This window comes from Estrella lausannensis, assembly GCF_900000175.1.
Lineage (GTDB): Bacteria > Chlamydiota > Chlamydiia > Chlamydiales > Criblamydiaceae > Estrella > Estrella lausannensis.
The window spans coordinates 52,674-71,495 of record NZ_CWGJ01000026.1 but is presented as its reverse complement, the minus strand read 5'-3'; the positions used below and the strand labels follow the sequence as shown (position 1 = coordinate 71,495).

The following is an 18,822-nucleotide window of genomic DNA, read 5'->3' as shown; positions in this document are numbered from 1 at the left end:
GGAAGAAAGAGCCGCACCCTTAAAATTCTGTATCATTAGACGTGGATATCGATATCCCTCTTGTAGTTGGAGGGCTGATCTTGCGCGTACATGATCCCCGACCAGACAGAGTAGATAAGAGAGTTGCCCGGATCACGCAGTTTTTCCATAAAGGCGAATATTTCCCTTGTCGGCTTCGTCAGCTCCCTGATCTCAGTGACGAGGCTGCGGATCAGCTCTTCATTCTGTGTCTCTACCACTAAGGAAGCGCTCCTGTCGATAATGTGTCGCAGCGAATTATCATCCGTCAGCACAATACCCTTCAGACGATCGATTAACTCTTCCGTCTTTTCAACACTCAATCTGCCTCCAAGCAAAGCAACGATACGAGTCTCAAGAGCAATCAATATCTCGTTGACGGTCATGCTGCCCACACCGGGGTTGAATAGAGAGACCGGTTCTGCCGGGGGGATACCCAAATCCACTCCTGCAGCGATGAGCCCTGCCTGCTGCCGGTCAACACCAAACTTCTCAACCAGAATATCCCGGATGGCTGCCCTGACGTTGCTCCTCGCAGCAAAATTATCTCTGTCGCTTTGGAGGTTATCCATCACGATTTCCGCTCTCCTGATCGCCTCATCTTCCTGGATACCTCGCTGAATGAAAGACTGCTGGATGGAGTTTTTCAGAACTTCCTGATCCACGTAGGCCTGCTCCATGCGCAAGCTCAGCCTGTAGTCTTCCCTTAGCTGGTCAATGGTGTTCTGAGCGAGATCAAAGGCTCTCTTGATATCGTAATTCCTGTTGATCAATTCCTGGACCAGGGCATTGCGGATATCGCGCAAAACAAGATCGTTGCGGATCACGTTTTGAGTGATGATATCGCGAACGATAGAATCGCGAAGCACACCCTCTCCCAAGAGATTGGCTCTTAAAAGCCCCCGGGTCAGCTCGTCGCTGAAGCGGAAATCTTCCAAGATAGTGGAGACCAGGACCGATTTTTCAATCAGGTTTCTTTCATTCAAGGTCTTAAAGACAGCGGCAGCGATCTCTCCCGCATTGACAAACTCTCGTAAGAGCGCATCTTCGAGCATTTTCTGATCGATGACACCCGGCATGAGTGTCCTGTCCAGTTCACCCTGGGTAAAATTAGCCTGAGGAGATTGCTGGAGGACGAGAAGAGTGGCGTCCAGGGCCAATGATATCGCCTCAGAAGGTGCCACCCCGGCAGCTGCCAGGGCTTTTTGCAGCGCATTGAAGAAAGAGTTGGGATCGCTCGGGCCTGATGCCAGAGCGGCTCTCAATGCCTCCCCCGCGGCCGATTGGTCAAGACCTGATCCTATCAGCAGACTGCCGACTAAGGAGTTGGTAAATCCGTTGCCGACAAAATCCTGGAATATAGGAGGCGACAGAGAGTTAACGCCAAGCGCCTGGATGCCGGGCAGCAAGCTGAGCAACTGAGCTGCAAGGCCTGGGGTTCCCAGTGCGATGGAGATTTGGACTAGCGAGACAAGTCCAAGGGAAGTGGCAAGAGAGGCCGAGATCGATCCTACGATATTGGCGATCTGCTCCGGAGTTAAGTTGGCAAACGCAGGATCGCTAGCTAATAGGGCCTGTATCGTCTGCTGCGGAACATCGCTCAGCAAGACATTGCGCACCTGCCTTGCGTATTCCACGGCGAAAACGACGGAGACGGCCGCCTCGTCAATTCCCAGGTAGGGTAGGAGCGAAATACTGGGCAGAGCTCCCGCCAAGAAGGCTACGGAAGGCGCACCGGCAACTAATGAAACATCTTGCAAAAGCTGCAGCGTCGCTATTTTCATAGCCTCTATCGCCTCCGGTGAGTCGGGGAGTCCTTCAGCTTTATAGGCCGCTTCCAATAGGGCCGTCGAAAGAACCGCCTCGACGAAGACGTTGGATAAATCCAGCGCCGTTGATCCATATCCCATGCCGGCAACCCCGCCGCCAGACTCACTCTTTCCACCAAGGTCTGGGTCGAGAGCAAGCGGGTTCATCAGGTTGCCGCCCTGGTAAACAAACAGGGCATAGTCGATATCCACTTGGGATAAACTTAGCTGCTGCGACATCGTTCCTATAAAAAGAAGCGCTTCATCAAACTCTGCGTTAAAGGCATCCATTAATGAAGTATCGTTTTCTGTCGGCTCGGTGATCAGCGGAACCCGGGGGTACAAATCCCTTCCCGGCAGTAGTTGGCTGCCATCATAAATTGTAGGCGCCAGCGGCAGCAGATCCCTGTAATCGACCGGTTGCTGCTTGGTCAGGTTTTTCAGTTTCAACTTTCCTCTGGTGCCGTTGATCTCGTCAACCATTTCGTTGTTGGCAGCGATCGCGGCATTATACTGATCGATATAGTCGTTCAACAGTTCAATGTCCGCGTTGCGGTTTAATTCGTTCGGAGGATTGGTGTTGAGATAGGCCAGATAAGCCTGGATATCTGCCTCCAGGGCATCAATGTCGGCAGCCGGAGGATCGGTTTGATCCGGCAGATCGGGTTCTTCAATCCTGTCCGGCAAGGTAGAGCCGGCGAGAGGAGGAAAGCCCGAAGGCGGAGGAGGCAAGAGGACCCTTGGTGTGAAAGTAATCCAGTCTTTGATCGGCTGCTCTCCAATCAGAAGGTTATAGTAATTATACCACTCAGGCATTTCTGCGTTGAATTCAGTGATGGCGGCATTTCTGTTCAAATAGTTGGTTGGGCTGGCGCTAATCTGCGTTTGGTAGGTGGCAAGAGCTGAAGAGAGCTGCGAAAAGTTGATTGCGGTTTGCGCGGAATAGAGTAGAGGGTTGAGCGGCGCCGTGGTAGTTCCGGGAAGCGGTGCTCCGGCGTTAGTTCCGGCCGGAGGAAAAGGAGGAGGGATCGGCAAAGGACTTCTAACATAATTGAAAGGCTCTACCTGCGGCAAATGCTGCACATCATTGTTATAGGCGGTGATGCTGGTGTTTAAAGCAGCCGCTTCGGCATCCCTTGTCGCCTTGTAGGCATTGTATGTGTCATAAGCTGCCTGCAGATAAGCCTGGTTGTGGTAGTTGGGATTGGGGGCGGTCGGGATGATTCCAGGGTCATTGTAGCTCGCGATCGCATTGTTTAAAGCGGTAATCTGTGAGTTCTCGGTGGTGACTCCGGAGTTAAAGGTAGAAATCTGGCTTCGCATCTGCTGTGACAGAAACTTGTAATAGCCATAGACACTATTCAAAATATTGCTGGTGCCCGTTATGAAGGGATGGTATGCCCTGAGTATCGGATCGAGCGCCTGCACATCCTGGTAGCTTGGGCTGCCGCTGGTAAAAAAGGCCGATAGCGCTGTAGAGACATCAGCCAAAGTACCCTGTCTGTAGGCGTTATATTTGTTGATTGCCTCCTGAAGGGCATCTTCATCTGAATAATAGGGCGAAAGGGTGTTGTAGTATGCGGCAATCGAAGCTTCAAGGCTGTCTGTAACCGTCTGTTCCGCGAAAGTGCCGCCTGTCAGCGGGACAAGGGCGTTGTGGTTATCTATCATCGCCTGAATCTGCAAAGAAAGATCGTGGTCGTAGGCGTCAAGGCTTGCGATGATGTCGGGGGCTCCTTCAATATACCTGTGATAGGCTCGCAGAATCTCGTCTAAATTATCCAAGTCTTCCGGCGTTCTGTTGGTAATTGAGAAATAGGCGTTGATGGCGTTCTTGACATCATCCAAGGTGCCTTCACGATAGGCGCTGTACTGGGAATAAATCAGGGCGAGATAATCGGTGTCTTGGTAGTAGACACTCATCGGATCGTTGAAGTCCGCGATCGCCTGATTGACTCGTTCGGTCTCGGCCTGTTCGTTGATCTCTTTCGGGTCAGGCTCTACGATCAGGGTATAGCTGGGGTCGAGGAATGGCGCATACGCTTTGATGGCCGAATCGAGCGCGCCGAGATTACCGTAGAGAGCGCTATCAGGATTAAAGAAAGCCGCCCAAGTGTCGACGGCAGTTTGCTCATTGGCAGGCACAACGTAGTTGTCATATTGGAAGAAGTATTGCTGAAGAACGCCTCCCAAACGGATGAAATCATTATAGTAAGGGCTTTTCGGATCGTAAAACTCCGTCACCGCGGTCTTCAGGGTTTCCATCGGAGACCCCGTGAGAGAACCGTAGAGGTCGACCTGCTGATTCATATAGGTTTTGTTGAGATAGTTGGAGCTGCTCGGATCGATGAAGCTTAAGGTGGCGGCATAAAGATTGCGGAGAGCGTTCAGGTCTTCCCAGCTGCCCAGATACTGCGAAGTGACTCCTTCGTTGTAGAGATCGATCTGATCGTTGATCAATTTGATCTGCTCATTTCTTTCCTTGATCAACTGCTCTTGCAAGCTCGCCGCTTTCTTCACTTCGTAATAGAGCTGCTGCAAAAGCGTAGCCCTTTGAATGAGCGCACCAAAAAACTTCTTACTGACTTCCTGATCCTGTACAGCGCTTGCCCCCAGTTGTTCCTTCAGCTGGTCAATCGCTTCATTGATAGCTCTGGCGTACGCAATAATTGGAATGGAAGAGGAGGACTCCTCTAAGCTGTCTTGCGTAATCAAAAGCCCTGGTAATAAGACGGGATATGAAGGCCTTGCGTCGATGGCGGTAAAGCCCGACACCGGCGGCAGAGAAGAGCCTCCGCTGCCCCCACTAATTGGTATTGTCATACTCTTCCCTCTTTTATTTGCATCAGGCCTCTAAAGGGCCTGAAATAGATTAAACTACATTACCTAATGTCTTTTTTATCTCCGCTTCCTTCTCTTCCCTGGAATTTAAGGTAAGATGGGTCGAGGAGATGATCGCCTCGGCCGGTTTTGTCGCCTTGGTCAGCAAGATGAAATACTCGATGGTCGGGTGGGCGACAGAACGGGCAAATTCCGCTAAAACTTTTTTTAAACCGCTCTTAAGTTTATTCTCTTTTCGCGCTGAAATGATCAAGGACAAATTATCTTTGACAAGCTTCAGCAGCGAAGGATCCGAAGAGGTGTGTCTAATCTGCTCTCCCGCGGCCGCTGTCCCAAAAACGAGCAAAAGCAGCTCACGGACAAGCTCTTGAGATCCCCATTTTAAAAAACTATTCTCCTCGGCCGCCTGGGTTAAAAAACAGCCAATCAGCTCAGGAAGCGGAAGGTGTCCTGACTGTTCCAGCGTTCTAAGCGGCGAGCCATGGACGATCAGGCCAAAATCAATGGCTTTGACGGCTAAATCCGCTGCCGCCTCATCAATAAGTCCCCACGCAACCAGTGCATCCCTCACAGCTCCAGCAAAAACTTCTTCATTTTCAAAGAGTTGCGGAGATCTAAAGAGCGAGTCAGACAGATCCGCGGCAGTAAAAAAGGCCTTATCCGGTAGATAGAGCGCCCCCTCTAAAATCCTTTTCAGGTCTTCCTGCAATATCTCCCGGCGCATCAGTTCAGTCACCGCCAACTCCCTGACTATGCCAGCTGCGGCATCTGGTTTTTCAAAGAACGGGTCGCTGTCAACCGCTCTTCGAAACAGCGCCTGCAGGCTCAAAAACAGCACTTCCTTAAACACTCTTTCGTCCGAAAATTTCTCGGCTTGCTGCAGGGTTTCCCGGGCTGCCAATTGAGCGATTTTAGAGGCTATGCCGCCCTCCACCCCTTTTGCAATAAGCATGCCCTCGAGTCTTTTCTCCAAAACGCCGATCCTGGTGCGGATCACCTTATCGGTAGACAGAGCGATTTCACTCATCCCGAAAGCTTGCTGGAGGGGCATCTGCATTGCAAAAAGGTTAATCATCGCTTTGGAGGCAAGCAGATCCGCCTCCATCTCCCCCGCACCCTTTTTCCTGATCTGCTCTTCCATCATAGCCTTGAGCGCACCGCCTTTGACAACAGCATTAAGGCGAAGTCCCGCTAATACAGCCTCTTTCGAGGAGAGAACAATTCCCGTCAAAAAGAGGGCGATTTCCTCGACTTTGCGGATAAATTCCCTTTCATCGACAAAGGCGTCCATCGTCTCTAAGAGAAGTGAAGCTGCGGACTGGGCGACAGGTTCGGCGGCCTCCGAAGGAATCGACTTGGTAAAAAACGATCCAAAACCTTCCTTTAGGGCTTCTTGGGCGACCTTATCATCGAGGCTTGCCGCTACTATCTTTAGCGCCTGTTGCGGTGTGAAAAGGCCTGTGCCGAAAAGCAGCTTTGCAATCCCTGCCTTCCAGGGTTTAATTCCCTCTTTGCTTTCAATAAAGGGAATGAGCGCTATCAAGATGCCGGCAGCGGGCTTTGCGAAATCATAGGGAAATTTACTCCTGGCCAACGCGGCGGCGACTTCCTCTTTTAAGTTATCCTCAGGCACGCGAAGGTCTTTCATGGCGAAGTTAAGACTTGCGCCTTTAGCGACATCTCGTCCTTCACCCAGCAAAATCAGCGACAGATAAACAGCTTTCCTCAAATCGAACTCGCTCTTCCATGCATAAGGAAGCGCAACAGTAGTGGCGGCAACTTGGGATGCCCTGCTGTAATCAACACCCTGATTATTGAGGGTATCCGTAAGCCTTATCGTCGCCCTTGCCAATTTGTCTGAAAAGAGAGGCGGCAGCAAGTCGGCAGCTTCCTCTGCAACGGTCTCACTCGATGAGAACACAGTCTTAAGGAGGGTTTTAGATATCGAATGAAGAGTCTGTTCGGCCGATTTGTGATCTTCCTCCTCTGCCTCCCGGACTGCCTTTACCCACTCAAAAGGAATTTTAAGCTCCATGCTGATGAAAGCATGGGATGCGTCATCCCCTGAAGGGAGCGCCTTGGCAAGACGCAGACGGTCGACGATCTCCTGCGGATGCATAACGGATAGTTTGTCAGAGAGCAGGTAAGCAATCGGCAACTGAATCAAATCATCGTAGGTGTATCCCTCGAAGAGAGGGACTATCATACCGAAGAGAACTCCCACCTCTGCCGCCGACACTCCAAGGGAACCTCTTGCCTCAAGGTTCAATACCACCATTTCACCGACAGACTCCGCCATCTTCTTGGCAAGCTCCTTCTCGACTCCCTCCTTTTGAATTCTCTCCGTCAACCGCAATATTAGCTCGTTGAACAGGATTGTCTCACCCTCCTGATGAAGAGTCCTCAGCAATCCCCTGACTGCTTCCTTAACATTTTGTTTTGTCTCTTTGTCCACATCGGGATTGAATGTACCCCACGCTAAAAGACCGTCGTTGATAAGCCAGGCACTAATCGGCGCGCTATCCTCGCCCGAATCCATGTTCTCAGAAGGGATCACACCTAGAAGATCGCTATAAACCTGAAAGGCGATCGCTTTGGCAGCAGAGGCGTTGGTGAATCCGGCCCGCTCCATATTCAGTGCGATCAGGGGAATTAGGGCGTCCTTATCATGCTTCCAGAAAGCTTCTTTGGAAAGGTGTGTGAAAAGACTGGAGACCAAAGCATCCGCTTCAGCGCTTTCCCATTGATAATGCTGAACTAGCTTCTCCTTGATCGCTTTTGCGATCGCGATGTCAAAAGCCCCGTTCGAAAGCACTTCTTTTAATGTAAGGCGGGGATGGAAACCTTTGATGCCGGCATACTGCAGGGCCTCAGACAGCACTCTGGCAGCCAGACCGGGTAGTTTTAATGCGCTGGCGATCCGGTTGATCGCGGCAAAGGCAATCGTCAAATTGCAGACGGCGACCAGCTTAAGGTTGATCAGCTCCTTGTCGGGCGCCGCGCTGGGCTTGATTCCATTTTCGCTTAGGATGCGATCGACGCTCTCTTCGATCAGCGAAGAGGAGATGATTGACCGGATTGATTTAGAAAAAGCGGTGGCCACGATAAGATCCAGTTCGCCATGATCCAGCTCCTCCGGCGAGCGCTCGAGAGCCATCAAAAGCGCCGGGGTAGACGACATCACCCCTGCCTGCGCAATCAAATCAATAATCAGCAAACGCATATTCTCAGCGACAGGCCGGCATAAGTCCGGCAGCTTCAGCCTGAGCACATAATCGATCAAACCCGTTCCCAGATAAGGCATCATGGAAGAGTCGATAAGGTTCAGATAGGAGGGAAGCCCTCCTTCCTTTCTTAAAGTTTTAAGCACGTTCAAAGAGAGGTCGGGATAATAGGCCCGATCCCAGGGAAGGTGAAGCCAATTCATATAGGATGAAAAGTGGACTTCGATCTCGTCTTTTCCTTCTCGCGCAGAGAGAAACATTAAATCGCTCTTTAAATTGGGGATCCAATTTTGCAAGAGATCGTCTTTCAACTTACCTGTCTGATCGATGGCGTGAAGAGAAATCTCCCTTCGCGGAGGAAGGGCCACTTTGGCAAAATTGGATTCAACGGCGGAAAACACCTGCATCGGCTGTGGCAACTCGAGTTTAGGCAGAAGCGGCATCGAGCCAACGCCGATTTTTGACCTGGCTTCATTAAGCTCCTCGATGGCTAAATTTTTAGACGTCACCTCGATGTTGAAGCGATCGATATCTGCCGCCAACTGGGTTATCTGCCGGTTGCGCTCTTGCGCAAAAGCATTGTAAGTTTGAAGCGCCGAAAAGAACTCGCTTTGGCTAGCTGCCCCCTTTTGATAGTTTTTGAACGCTCGAATGAAGGAGCGCTGAGCTTTCGTCTCGGTAGCGTCCGCTCCGCTCTTCGATCCGACCTTACGGTTGAATTCCTGTATTCTGGGCAGAAGTGTCTTAGCCCCTTCTAAAAAAGACGAGCAGAGAGCATCGTATGCATCGCTGCCGTTTTTGAGCAGCAAAGCAAAGGCTCTCAGATAAACAGCTCTTTTCAGAAACGACTCTTTAAAGGCTTCGAATTGTGAGGCAGCATCTTCTTCTTTGCCGCCACCCTCTTTTAAGCTTTCAAGGGCATCCTTTATAAGATGCATCACATCGCTGGCAGTCGGAGCTTCTATCGCTCTCTCCAATTTCCATTGTCCATCCGTTTGGACTCGATCTGTCTCAATAGCTCCGCTTACGATCTCATCTACAGGTGTCTTTTCCCTTTGGACAGCCCCCGTCTCTACATCCGCTGGCGCAGTTTCGCTCGAAATTTGCGCACCATACTCTTCGGAAGCTTCCGCCCTATTAAAAGAGGGGTCGTTGCCTACTTTCCGATCACTCATGGCATCGATCTCCCTTAGGGTAAATTATTCGCTATATCTGCAGCGGCATACTGAATCCTTTTTCTCCTCCTCCCGCCGCTTTGGCAATCATCGCGTCATGCATCGTGGTCAACAGCTTTTTGCCGGGTGCGTTCAGAGCTTCGTTGAGAATAAAGGCGTCGAGGTCGCACTGGGCTCCTTCGCTGACCGACTTGATGATTGTATTTTTGATCAGATCCTGGGCTAGATCAGGATTCATCTTACCTTTAGTGACAACCATCAGTGCCTGGATCTGATCCGTTATTTGCTCAAGCAGCGACTTCCTCTTATCCTTGCCCTTCTTAAATCCGGGCTCTCCCAAAAGGAGAACGACGAACTCCCGGGCTTTGTCACGTGCTTTCTTTTCGCCGAATATCGGGTAGAATGACTCGATCGCCACCTCCATCAATTTTTCGCGCAGCACGTCAAGCTCCATGACCAGACCCTGCATCGGCTGCTTCAGAGGGTCTTTTGCTCCCCAAAGGGCAAGCCCTACTTCCACCTTATCGGCAAATTCTCGGCACTTATCTTTCGGAACCTTTCCCGTATCTTCCAAAGCCTTGGCCAAAGCTTCCCGGAACGCATCCTTGGAGACAAAAGCTTCCTTATTCCTGAAGACTTTGCTGGCAGCTTTCTTCGCTACTTCCGCAGCTAAAACTTCCTTCCCGGAGCGCTTGGCATGTGGATCTACGATCCCTTTCAAACCGGTTGGCTGTGGCCTTTCGCCGCTCTCCTTCGCGCCTTCTTTAGAAGAAACCATATGTAGCTCCCGCGTTAATGATGGCTTGCTGTAAAACATCCATTCTGAGGGCATCGGTGATCGCCAGTTGCGAGGCAATCGATGTAGCCGTCTGGATGTCCAGGGTCCCGATCGCTGATAGCAGCGCATCCCTCACGACATCCTGGAAGGCCCCAACACCTGAAAAGGCAGCGCTGTTGACCAGCACCTGTGCTGCGATCTGCTCTGACAGGTTCTGCCTCAGTGTCGGATCGGCAACAAGACCTCTGTCTAGAAGGGAGTTGGCAATCGAGTTGGCCATTTCCTGGAATCCGAAAGCGGATGACAAGGCAATTGCCTGGGCAACTCCCGCCAGTGTCGGCAGGTCGAGCGCCGGCGTATTGATCAAGAAGAATGTCTCGGCCGTTTTGATCGCGAGGATCTCCGCCTGAATGGGGCTGTATCCTGCAAGCACCAAACTTGCATACACCTCATTTTTGATCGCTTCACGATTAAATATTCCTTCCAAAGCAAGGCCTGAAGCGATCTGCGAAGACGTTCCAATATCGAGTCCCATATTGATGAAAAGGGTGTCTGCCACCACATCACGGAAGCTGACATCACTTTCGAAAGCGGAGGGATACGCAAGAACCAAGGTAATCAACTGCTCGGCAAGAGCGGCTGCCTGCGCATCGTTATAAAGCTTGGTGTTGACAAGAGCTGAAGAGATATCGCTTTGCAAAGCTCCCAAAACAAGCAGATTGCTGAGCTCGAAGTTCCTCGACAGTTCTACCGCCACACTCAAAGGAACGCCAATGGTCGACATGATGTGATTGCCGAAGGCATTCTGGAAGGCAGTCTGCGGAGTGTAGCCAAAAGAGTTTTGGATAATACCCTGAGCCGCCGCTGTCGCCATGAGGGTGGCGACTGCCAGATCCGGATAGCCATTGTTTTGGAATGCGACGGTCAGCTGCGCTATCAGAGCATCCCTTATCACGACATCGGCCGCGCCGAGTTGAGCAATGACATTTCTTGCCACGTCGAGATCGGTGTTCAAAGTAAGGGCGGTGGCGTTGATCAGAGCCATTTTGAACGCGATGTCATTGGAAAGGACATCGGGCACTCTCAGCGCGCTGCCCAAGACAACCGAGGCGATGGCGCTGGCTTCAAAGAGATTGCGGCCGAACCCTGCCGTAAGCAGCCCTTGTGCGAGGGTCGATTCCATCAAACCTAAATTCAGCACGTCATTCATCACGAGCGACTGGGCGATCACATTGGCAACGGCCGGGTCGATCCCTTGGTTAATGACGAGGGAGCTTGCAACTGCGCTTTTAAAGGCAGCGTCGAAAGTGGCATAGGCAAGCGCCCTTTCGGCAACACTCGCAGCAGCCGCACCCGCGATCGCGCCTGCAATGGCGGGATCAATTCCCTGACTGATCAAAGACTCTGTCAGGAGCGCTTTGGTAAACTCTTGCGCGAACAAGGCCGCTCCTACGGATCCGTTTGCAAATCCTGAGAAGACCGCGAGAGCTGCCAGGTCGTTGTTTAAGATGCTCGAATTGAGAATCAACACAGCAAGATCTTGCGCCTGCCCCGGGTTTAGTCCTAAGTTTTGCAAGAGCAGCGCATCGCGCAAGGACGCTGTCAGCGTCAGCGGATCAAGCAGCGGGTTGCTGAAGACGCTCGATGCGACGGCACTGGCGGCAAGGGCTGCCTGTGCTGGCGGCACACCTTGAGCGATCAGCTGGGAAGTAATGCCGTACTGCAGCAATCCCAGCCGCGCTCCTCCGGCCAGATCGAGAGCTCTGGCCAAATCGAGGGAGAAGTTTCCTGAGCTGAAGACCGAAGGGGCTCCAAAGGAAGCGACAACCATCGCGTTTGCAAGGGATGCTGCTTCGACGGGCGAAAAGCCGCGGTTCACGAGGGAAGCGGTCAGCTGCGACTGTAAAAAGCCGATCGCCAAAGGATTGATCTGGAACGCAAGAGCAAAGGGCTCGCCATTTCTCAGCACATCCACAAAATTGCTTGCGATCTGCCACGCAGATCCCGCATCCACACCCTGCGAGAGCAAGTTGGTGAACATCGAATCCCTGACTTGACCGAGAGTCGAGGGGGGCAAGTTATCTAAGATAGCCGCTGCACCGAGGCTGTTGTTGAAAGCGGCGGCAACCAAGGAAGGATCCGAGGCTGTCAAAAGTGCGAGTACCGCGGCCTGGTAGGAAGGTCCGAGGGCCGGATCCAGTCCCGACAAAACAGCGTTCATGACCGCGGCCGATAAAAAGACGTCCTGGCTGATCAAACCCAGCATAACGGCAGTGTCCAAGAAGTTGCCGGAGAGGAGCGCAGTCGGATTGGAGGCCATCATCGAGGCGGTGTAGTCGATTGCAAGGGAACGAGCAGTGCCAAAGTCAAGTCCCTGCCCTTGCAGCTGCCATGTTAAGCTGTTCATGAAGTCCGAAGTATTGGCATAAGGCCCAAACGCCAGAGCGTTCGCCACGGAATTACCCGCAACCTGTGCAGCAAACTCGGGCGAGAACCCTCTTGAAACTAAGGAATTGGCCATGAGTCCTTGGGCGAGGAGAGAGGCGGATCTGTTGCTCATGGCCGATGTTAAACTGAGAGAGGCGCTAACATCGCTAAATCCCGCGTTCCTCAGGGCATTGAACATCACTTGGTTGACAAGCCCGGGCGCTCCCAGGGAGATCGCCATGTTGACGACGGCAGTGTTCAAAAGTCCCAGCTGCAAACCGGCGCACACTTGTCTTGCCAGCGCCAGCTTATCGCCGAAAGGCAAGCCGGCAAGCTGAGGGTTTTGGTTGATAGCGTCTAAAACGTTTCTCCTCATCACCGCCCCTTCAACGGAGGAGCCGATCCTTCCGGCAAATCCGTACGACATGGCGAGCGCATAGGCTGAAGCCGAGAGGCTGAGCCTTGAGAACTGATCTCCCAAGAAGAGCATCGCCGGAGAGGAGGCGGCAAAGAGCGCCGCTTTCGACAGCGTCGCCATCATTGCATACTGCACTTGCATTCTCAAGGTCGGTGGAAGCTGGACGCCCATCTGAAGCGCTATCGAAGCCAGCACCGCTCTCTGTGCCATCCGGTTGATAAATGTGGAGGGGAACGGCAGGCCAAGAGGTAAGGACCGGCTGTTCATGTCTCCTGTCAGGATCGATGTCATCAACTGCAGCATCAGCGTGGACTGCGGCTTAAATCCGTTAAGGTTTCCCGCAAGCGCCGCATACGCTTCCAAGTTCGTGTGGAAGTCCAGTGCGCGAATCAAATCAATCATTTGCCCCAAGACAAATCCTTGTGCCGGCCCCCAGAACTGATCCATGAAATCATTCACATTAATGTTCGGAACATGGTTTAGGTAGGTGGGAGATCCTAGGGTGCCGCATGTGACCGGGTTATTACCACTGATGGGCTGTGGAGCTGTACCTTGATAATGAGAAAGAGGAGCTGGCTGATCAGGAAGCCTGGGGCCTTTTTCTGCCCATGCGTTCTGATTTAGATTGGAATTGAAATCTTCGATGGCACCGTTGTTTAGCTCCGCGTTCGCATTATAGGCGTCCACCATTGCGTTGTAGTTGTCGATCTCCGTCTGCCGGGTCGCGGCATAGGTATTATAATCATTTTTCGCCTGATTCAAGACAGTGTCGTTATGATAATCGGCATGATGGGGATCGTTGTAGTTGGCAAGTGCTGTATTGTAGGCGCTGACCGCCTGCTGGTCTGCTGTCTGACCCTGATAGACCGAATAGGTGCCATAGTTCATGGCATCAATTTCGGCATTCATGTTGCTGTAGAGCCCTTGAGCTTCCAGCCCCATGGCAAAGATATTATTCTGCAGAAGATTTAAGACGATAAACTCCTGCACAATCAGTTTGCTGAAATTGCGGTTGACCTCAGCGTCTTTGCTTGCCGCTTCACCCTCTGTCTGCTTGGCATCATTGAGGGCTACCTGGACAAGCTGAGAAAATTCGGCTATTGAGATGCGCCCGTCAGTGATCGCTGAAGAGAACGTCTGCGCAAACGCTTGGGAAGTACCTCCGCTTTCAATGCTGTCACTTGGTGCCTGCTGATTTGTCGAAGGTGTCTGACCTAGTGGAGCTGTCCCGCTTCCTTCGCCTCCGATCGGATACCCGCCTCCTAGTCCGGTATAGCTCCCAAAACTTAATTCGTCACCCATTAGAACACTCCTTGTTCGTAATAGAGGGAAATAACAATCCATGCTTTAAGTTATTTAAGGATCGTCATTCTTGTTTTTGTGGTAAGTCACTCCTTGTTGTTCTTAAGCACGGACGGATGGCCTTCTCTTTTCGGGACCATTCTATAAATATCCTCCGCTTTTCATTCTCCCGAGAGGAAAAGGCACAGAATTTCTTTAAACAGGGAGCAGAAAAGGCTCTCCCACTATTATTATTATACAAGATTTCTCCATATATCTCATTAAAAAATTTACTTACCTTAAGTCAAACAGTACTAAGCGCAGTCTCCCCTAACAAACCCATAGAGCTCGTGATAAGACGGAAATTAGATCCCTTGTTTGCTGGATTGAGTTTTAGCAGAAGCTCACAGGGGATGGAGCATTCTTCCGATTAGTGGGGTGGGAAGTTGGAAATTTAATAGATATCTATGTTTTGATTAGAAGGCCCTATTTTTCGGAATGGGCGGCAAACAAAAAAATCTCGACCAGAGCGGCGAAGGCAATTCATCTTGATAAAAAATAAAAAAATTTATAAAATATTTACAAAGTTTTCAAATTTTTAAATACACAAACACAATCTAAAGAAGTTCCGCTCATCGCCACGAGAGTGTTTACAAAACAGGATCAAGCAGCGAAGTCGCCTGATCCTGTCTTGTAAACACTCTCTAAGGCCCCGGGCCACCGAAGGGCCTTATAAGAGCTAAACCCCCTAAAACACTCCCTCTAACGAGGGTTGGGAAGAAAAGGATCATATGAAATACTCCGATAAAATCCGCAATATCGCCATCATCGCTCACATCGACCATGGCAAAACAACGCTTCTCGACAGTCTTCTAAGACAGTCAAAGCTATTCCGTGACAACCAAGATATCCCTGAGCGCGTCATGGACTCTTTCGATCAGGAAAAGGAACGCGGAATCACAATTTTTGCCAAGCACACGACAATCCCCTACGAAGACTACAAAATCAACGTCATCGACACGCCAGGCCACGCTGACTTTTCCGGAGAAGTGGAAAGAATCCTGGGGATGGTCGGTTCCGTTCTGTTGCTCGTCGATGCACAAGACGGCCCCATGCCGCAGACGCGATTCGTTCTCTCGAAATCTTTAGCCCTCGGCTTAAAGCCGATCGTTGTCATCAACAAAATCGACAGACCATCGGCCGATCCCGACAGAGTCCTCAACGAAACCTTCGACCTCTTTACCGAACTCGGAGCGACAGATGAACAGCTCGACTTCCGCTACATCTACGCCTCAGGCCTCTCCGGCTTTGCCAAGAAAACACTGGAAGATCCATCAACAGACATGACCCCTCTCTTCGACCTGATTCTGGAGGCAACTCCGGCACCCGGCGGCGAAGTCGAAGAACCATTCCTGATGCAGGCTGCAACGGTGTCTTACGATGACTTCTTAGGAAGGCAGGTGACCGGCAGGATTGTGCGCGGTGTTGTCAAAAAAGGACAAACGCTGATCCACATCAACGGCGATGGAAAAGCGACCAATTTCACCGTCTCCAAGCTCCAAGGGTACCTCGGCCTTAAAAAAGTCGATATTGATGAAGCACTGTCAGGCGATATCGTGATCATTTCCGGCCTTCCTGAGGAAGCAACCATCGGCGACACCATCACCGATCCGAGAAAACCGGAAGCTCTTCCTGCAATCAAGATCGGCGAACCCACCCTTTCGGTCGACATTTCCGTCAACTCGAGCCCTTTTGTCGGCAAGAGCGGCAAGCATGTCACCATGAATAAGATTAAAGATAGACTGCTGAGAGAAAAGAAAGCCAATATCTCGCTGCGCATTGAAATGAAAGACGAAGTCGATAAGGTAACAGTAGCCGGCCGCGGCGAGTTGCACCTGTCGGTTCTGATCGAGAGCATGCGCCGTGAAGGGTTTGAGTTTTCCGTCTCGAAACCGCGCGTTATCATCAAAGAAGAAGACGGCGTTAAGTGCGAACCGGTGGAAAGAGTCTACATCGAAACTCCGGAAGAGTACTCCGGCAAAATCATCGAAGAGATCTCGCTGCGCAAAGGAGAGATGCAACACCTTTCGACTAGCGAGCATGGCATCACCAAACTGGAATTCCTCGTTCCGACAAGAGGACTCATGGGACTCAGGGGAGACTTCCTCACCATGACGCGCGGCCTTGGCATTCTCACCGCGATCTTGGAAGGCTACACCCCTTGGAAAGGAAATATCGCAGGGCGTACAAAAGGGGTGATGATCTCCGGTTGCCCAGGAAAAACCAACGGTTTTGCCTGCTTCAACCTCCAAGACAGAGGCGTATTGTTTGTGAAGCCGGGCGACGAAGTGTATGAAGGGATGATCGTAGGCGAAAACAGCCGCGACAACGACCTCATCGTCAACGTGACAAAGGCAAAGCAGCTGACAAACGTAAGAGCTTCGGGAGCTGATGAAAACATCATCTTGATCCCTCCAAGGCAACTCTCGCTCGAACAGGCAATCAACTATATAGAAGATGATGAACTGGTAGAAATCACGCCCGCTCAAATCCGTCTGCGTAAGACGTTTCTGACCGAGAACGAAAGAAAACGCAAAGAGCGCGAAGTTAAAAACTAAATTAGTCTAGGCGCCCCTTGAGAGGGGCGCCCTCATTATGACAGCACACCGAAAGAATCTCAAAATTTAGGATTCTGAGATCCAGACGGTATCAATGGAGTGGCAACTACTCTTCGCCATCCCTGTGCAGTAAGCGGATAAAAGAACGGAATTCGTCGCTGGCACGCGTCTTTGTCAGCCATTCATCATGCATCATGTCATCGAGCGGAGGCAATGAGCCCTGCTGGCGCGCCTTCTCCAGGTAATACATGGAAGCGTGCAAATTCTCAGAGATAGAAAACAGACAAGCCAGACTATAGTAAGACTCAAGGCAACCTAGGGAAGCTGCCGCTAAGAGCTTCGTTTCTGCCAAATGCCGCATCGCCTCCACCTCGTCTTGATGCATGGGATCGTCGACCATTTCGGAGAGAGAGATCAGTGAAACACCCAGTCCGTTCCACGCCATATCATCTTCCGGATCCTCCTTGATCGCTTCCTCATACTGGTGAATCGACTCGCGCAAAATATCGGCATCAGCCACCATTTCCCCCAAGTGCTGCAGCGCCAGGGCGTAATGGAATCGCACAGATTCAAAGCTTTTGTCTTCCTGCAGAATCTGGTTGAAAATCTTAGCTGCCGCCTCGACATGTTGAGGATCGTCCGTGAGATCCCCGTACGCTGTCTTTGCCATGGCGTAGTGGCACAAGATATCGAGCAAAAGCGGAGTTGGCTTCCGTCCTTCAAACGGCTCAAGCGCTTTTTCGATTGCTAAGAGCGACTCGCGGACCTCATCGACATCTTTTGTCACTTCGCCGAGCCTCAAGTGCGCCACACCCATATCCAGCCAAAACTGCGGGGGCAAAGCCGCCGGAGTTGCCGCCACCTCTTTAAGATGCTCTAACGCATCCTCAAGAGGCTCGACCTCTGCTGTTGCCTCAAAAAGCTCTAAGGACACCAAGCCAAGACCATAGTGAAATGCGGTAAAATGGGGGTCGAGCTTCAGCCCTGCCAGGTATTTCTCCTTGGCTTCGGTCAAGATCCTTTCATCCTGAAAATAGCGGCCTAATTCCGCCAGTATTCTGCCGTGGAAATACCACGCTTCAGTTCTTTCAGGATCTTTCTGGATGCATTTCTTGATTTTTTCAAGGCCCTCTTTCAAGTGTTCGCAACTCTCGACGAGCCCCCCGAGGCACATTAAAGCCTCTCCCCATCTCAGGAGAATCGCAGGATGGTTCGGATCGCAGAGGTCGGCCACCTCAAATTTCTTCATGGCGCTTAAGAACATCTCTTCTTTTTCATCGACCGGACCCTGTTTTCTCTTGGCCAGCATCAGCTCCAACATACCCCAGAAAAGCCACAAAACTCCCTGATGCGGATCAATATCGGAAGAGGCTCTGAAAGCCTGGTCGCCTCTTGTGTAGTACTCCAGCTCGCCCGTGGCTTCAAAAAGCCTCATGTTAGCGCAGCCCAAGTTCAGATAGGCCGAAGTGTGCTTAGGATTTTTCAGGATACACTCTTCATATTCGGCTGCAGCTTTCATGAACAATTCAATCGAGCCCGTCAGGCTAGCCTGTTCGGCCACTAAGTTGCCGAAATCGTTTAAAAAATCGGGCTCGTCGATACCTGCTTCTTTGGCAAGGGTAAATTTTTTGATCGCTTCGTGATAATCGGATGGCTCGCCGCTGATCCTGGCAATGCGGTACCAAAGGCCACCCCAGCGCCAGCAAAGCGAGGAAGGATTGACCTGATCATTTTTCAGCAAGAGGTCATAAGCTGTCTGATATTTACGATCTGCCTGCATAAGTCCCTCGACATCCCGGGAAAGCTCTCCACAAAGCGTCTCGGTCAGAGCGTAGGCGGCCCATGCTTCATAATATTCAGGGTTGAGGTTGACAGCTTTGGCAAAAGACCGGCAAGCCGCCTTCAAAATTTTGGGGTTTTGCCCCATGCCGACGTACGCTTCACCGATTTTGAAAAAAACGTGTGCCGATGTGGGGGCGGCCTTGGCAGCAAGGCGCAGGCAGCGTATAGCGTCCTGACTTCCTTTCAGCGCCAGTTCGCTCCCATGCATGATGAAGAGATTGCCAAGTAACTCCCTCTCGGGCTTTGACATCTCTTTCCATTTCTCCGGGTCGGAGAAAGTGGATAGCTCACCATAGCTTTTTAAGGACAATATCTCTTCCAGCCGATTGTGGATTTCAGTCTTTTTCATACCGTCATGAGCCAATCTTAAAGTTTTTAACCAAACCTTCACT

General features: G+C 51.3%; 6 protein-coding genes. 1 reads left to right on the top strand and 5 read right to left on the bottom strand.

Going from position 1 to position 18,822, the window contains the following annotated elements:
- Positions 1 to 35: 35 nt before the first annotated feature.
- From ELAC_RS09475 to ELAC_RS09460, 4 genes are read right to left on the bottom strand one after another with little or no spacing between them, the layout of a single operon-like run.
- On the bottom strand, positions 36 to 4,649 hold the full coding sequence (locus ELAC_RS09475; RefSeq protein WP_098039051.1) for a hypothetical protein: 4,614 nt from the start codon (positions 4,647 to 4,649) through the stop codon (positions 36 to 38).
- 49 nt (positions 4,650 to 4,698) lie between these two features.
- The gene (locus tag ELAC_RS09470) at positions 4,699 to 9,066 is read right to left on the bottom strand and encodes a hypothetical protein (protein ID WP_098039050.1); all 4,368 of its coding nucleotides are present in this window, start codon (positions 9,064 to 9,066) and stop codon (positions 4,699 to 4,701) included.
- 31 nt (positions 9,067 to 9,097) lie between these two features.
- Entirely contained in the window at positions 9,098 to 9,844 is a 747-nt protein-coding gene (locus ELAC_RS09465; RefSeq protein ID WP_098039049.1) for a hypothetical protein, read from the bottom strand.
- The gene (locus ELAC_RS09460; RefSeq protein ID WP_098039048.1) at positions 9,831 to 13,991 is read right to left on the bottom strand and encodes a hypothetical protein; all 4,161 of its coding nucleotides are present in this window, start codon (positions 13,989 to 13,991) and stop codon (positions 9,831 to 9,833) included. Before ELAC_RS09460 ends, ELAC_RS09465 begins: the two co-directional genes overlap by 14 nt.
- A gap of 770 nt (positions 13,992 to 14,761) precedes the next feature.
- Here ELAC_RS09460 and typA point away from each other — a divergent pair.
- A complete protein-coding gene (typA, locus tag ELAC_RS09455) occupies positions 14,762 to 16,588 on the top strand; it encodes a translational GTPase TypA (RefSeq protein WP_098039047.1) in 1,827 nt (608 codons plus the stop codon).
- Between the two features lie 106 nt (positions 16,589 to 16,694).
- Here the strand turns inward: typA and ELAC_RS09450 are convergent, their stop codons facing one another.
- Positions 16,695 to 18,779 carry a tetratricopeptide repeat protein gene (locus ELAC_RS09450; protein WP_098039046.1) on the bottom strand — a complete coding sequence of 695 codons (2,085 nt, stop codon included), beginning with the start codon at positions 18,777 to 18,779 and terminating at the stop codon, positions 16,695 to 16,697.
- Positions 18,780 to 18,822 lie beyond the last annotated feature (43 nt).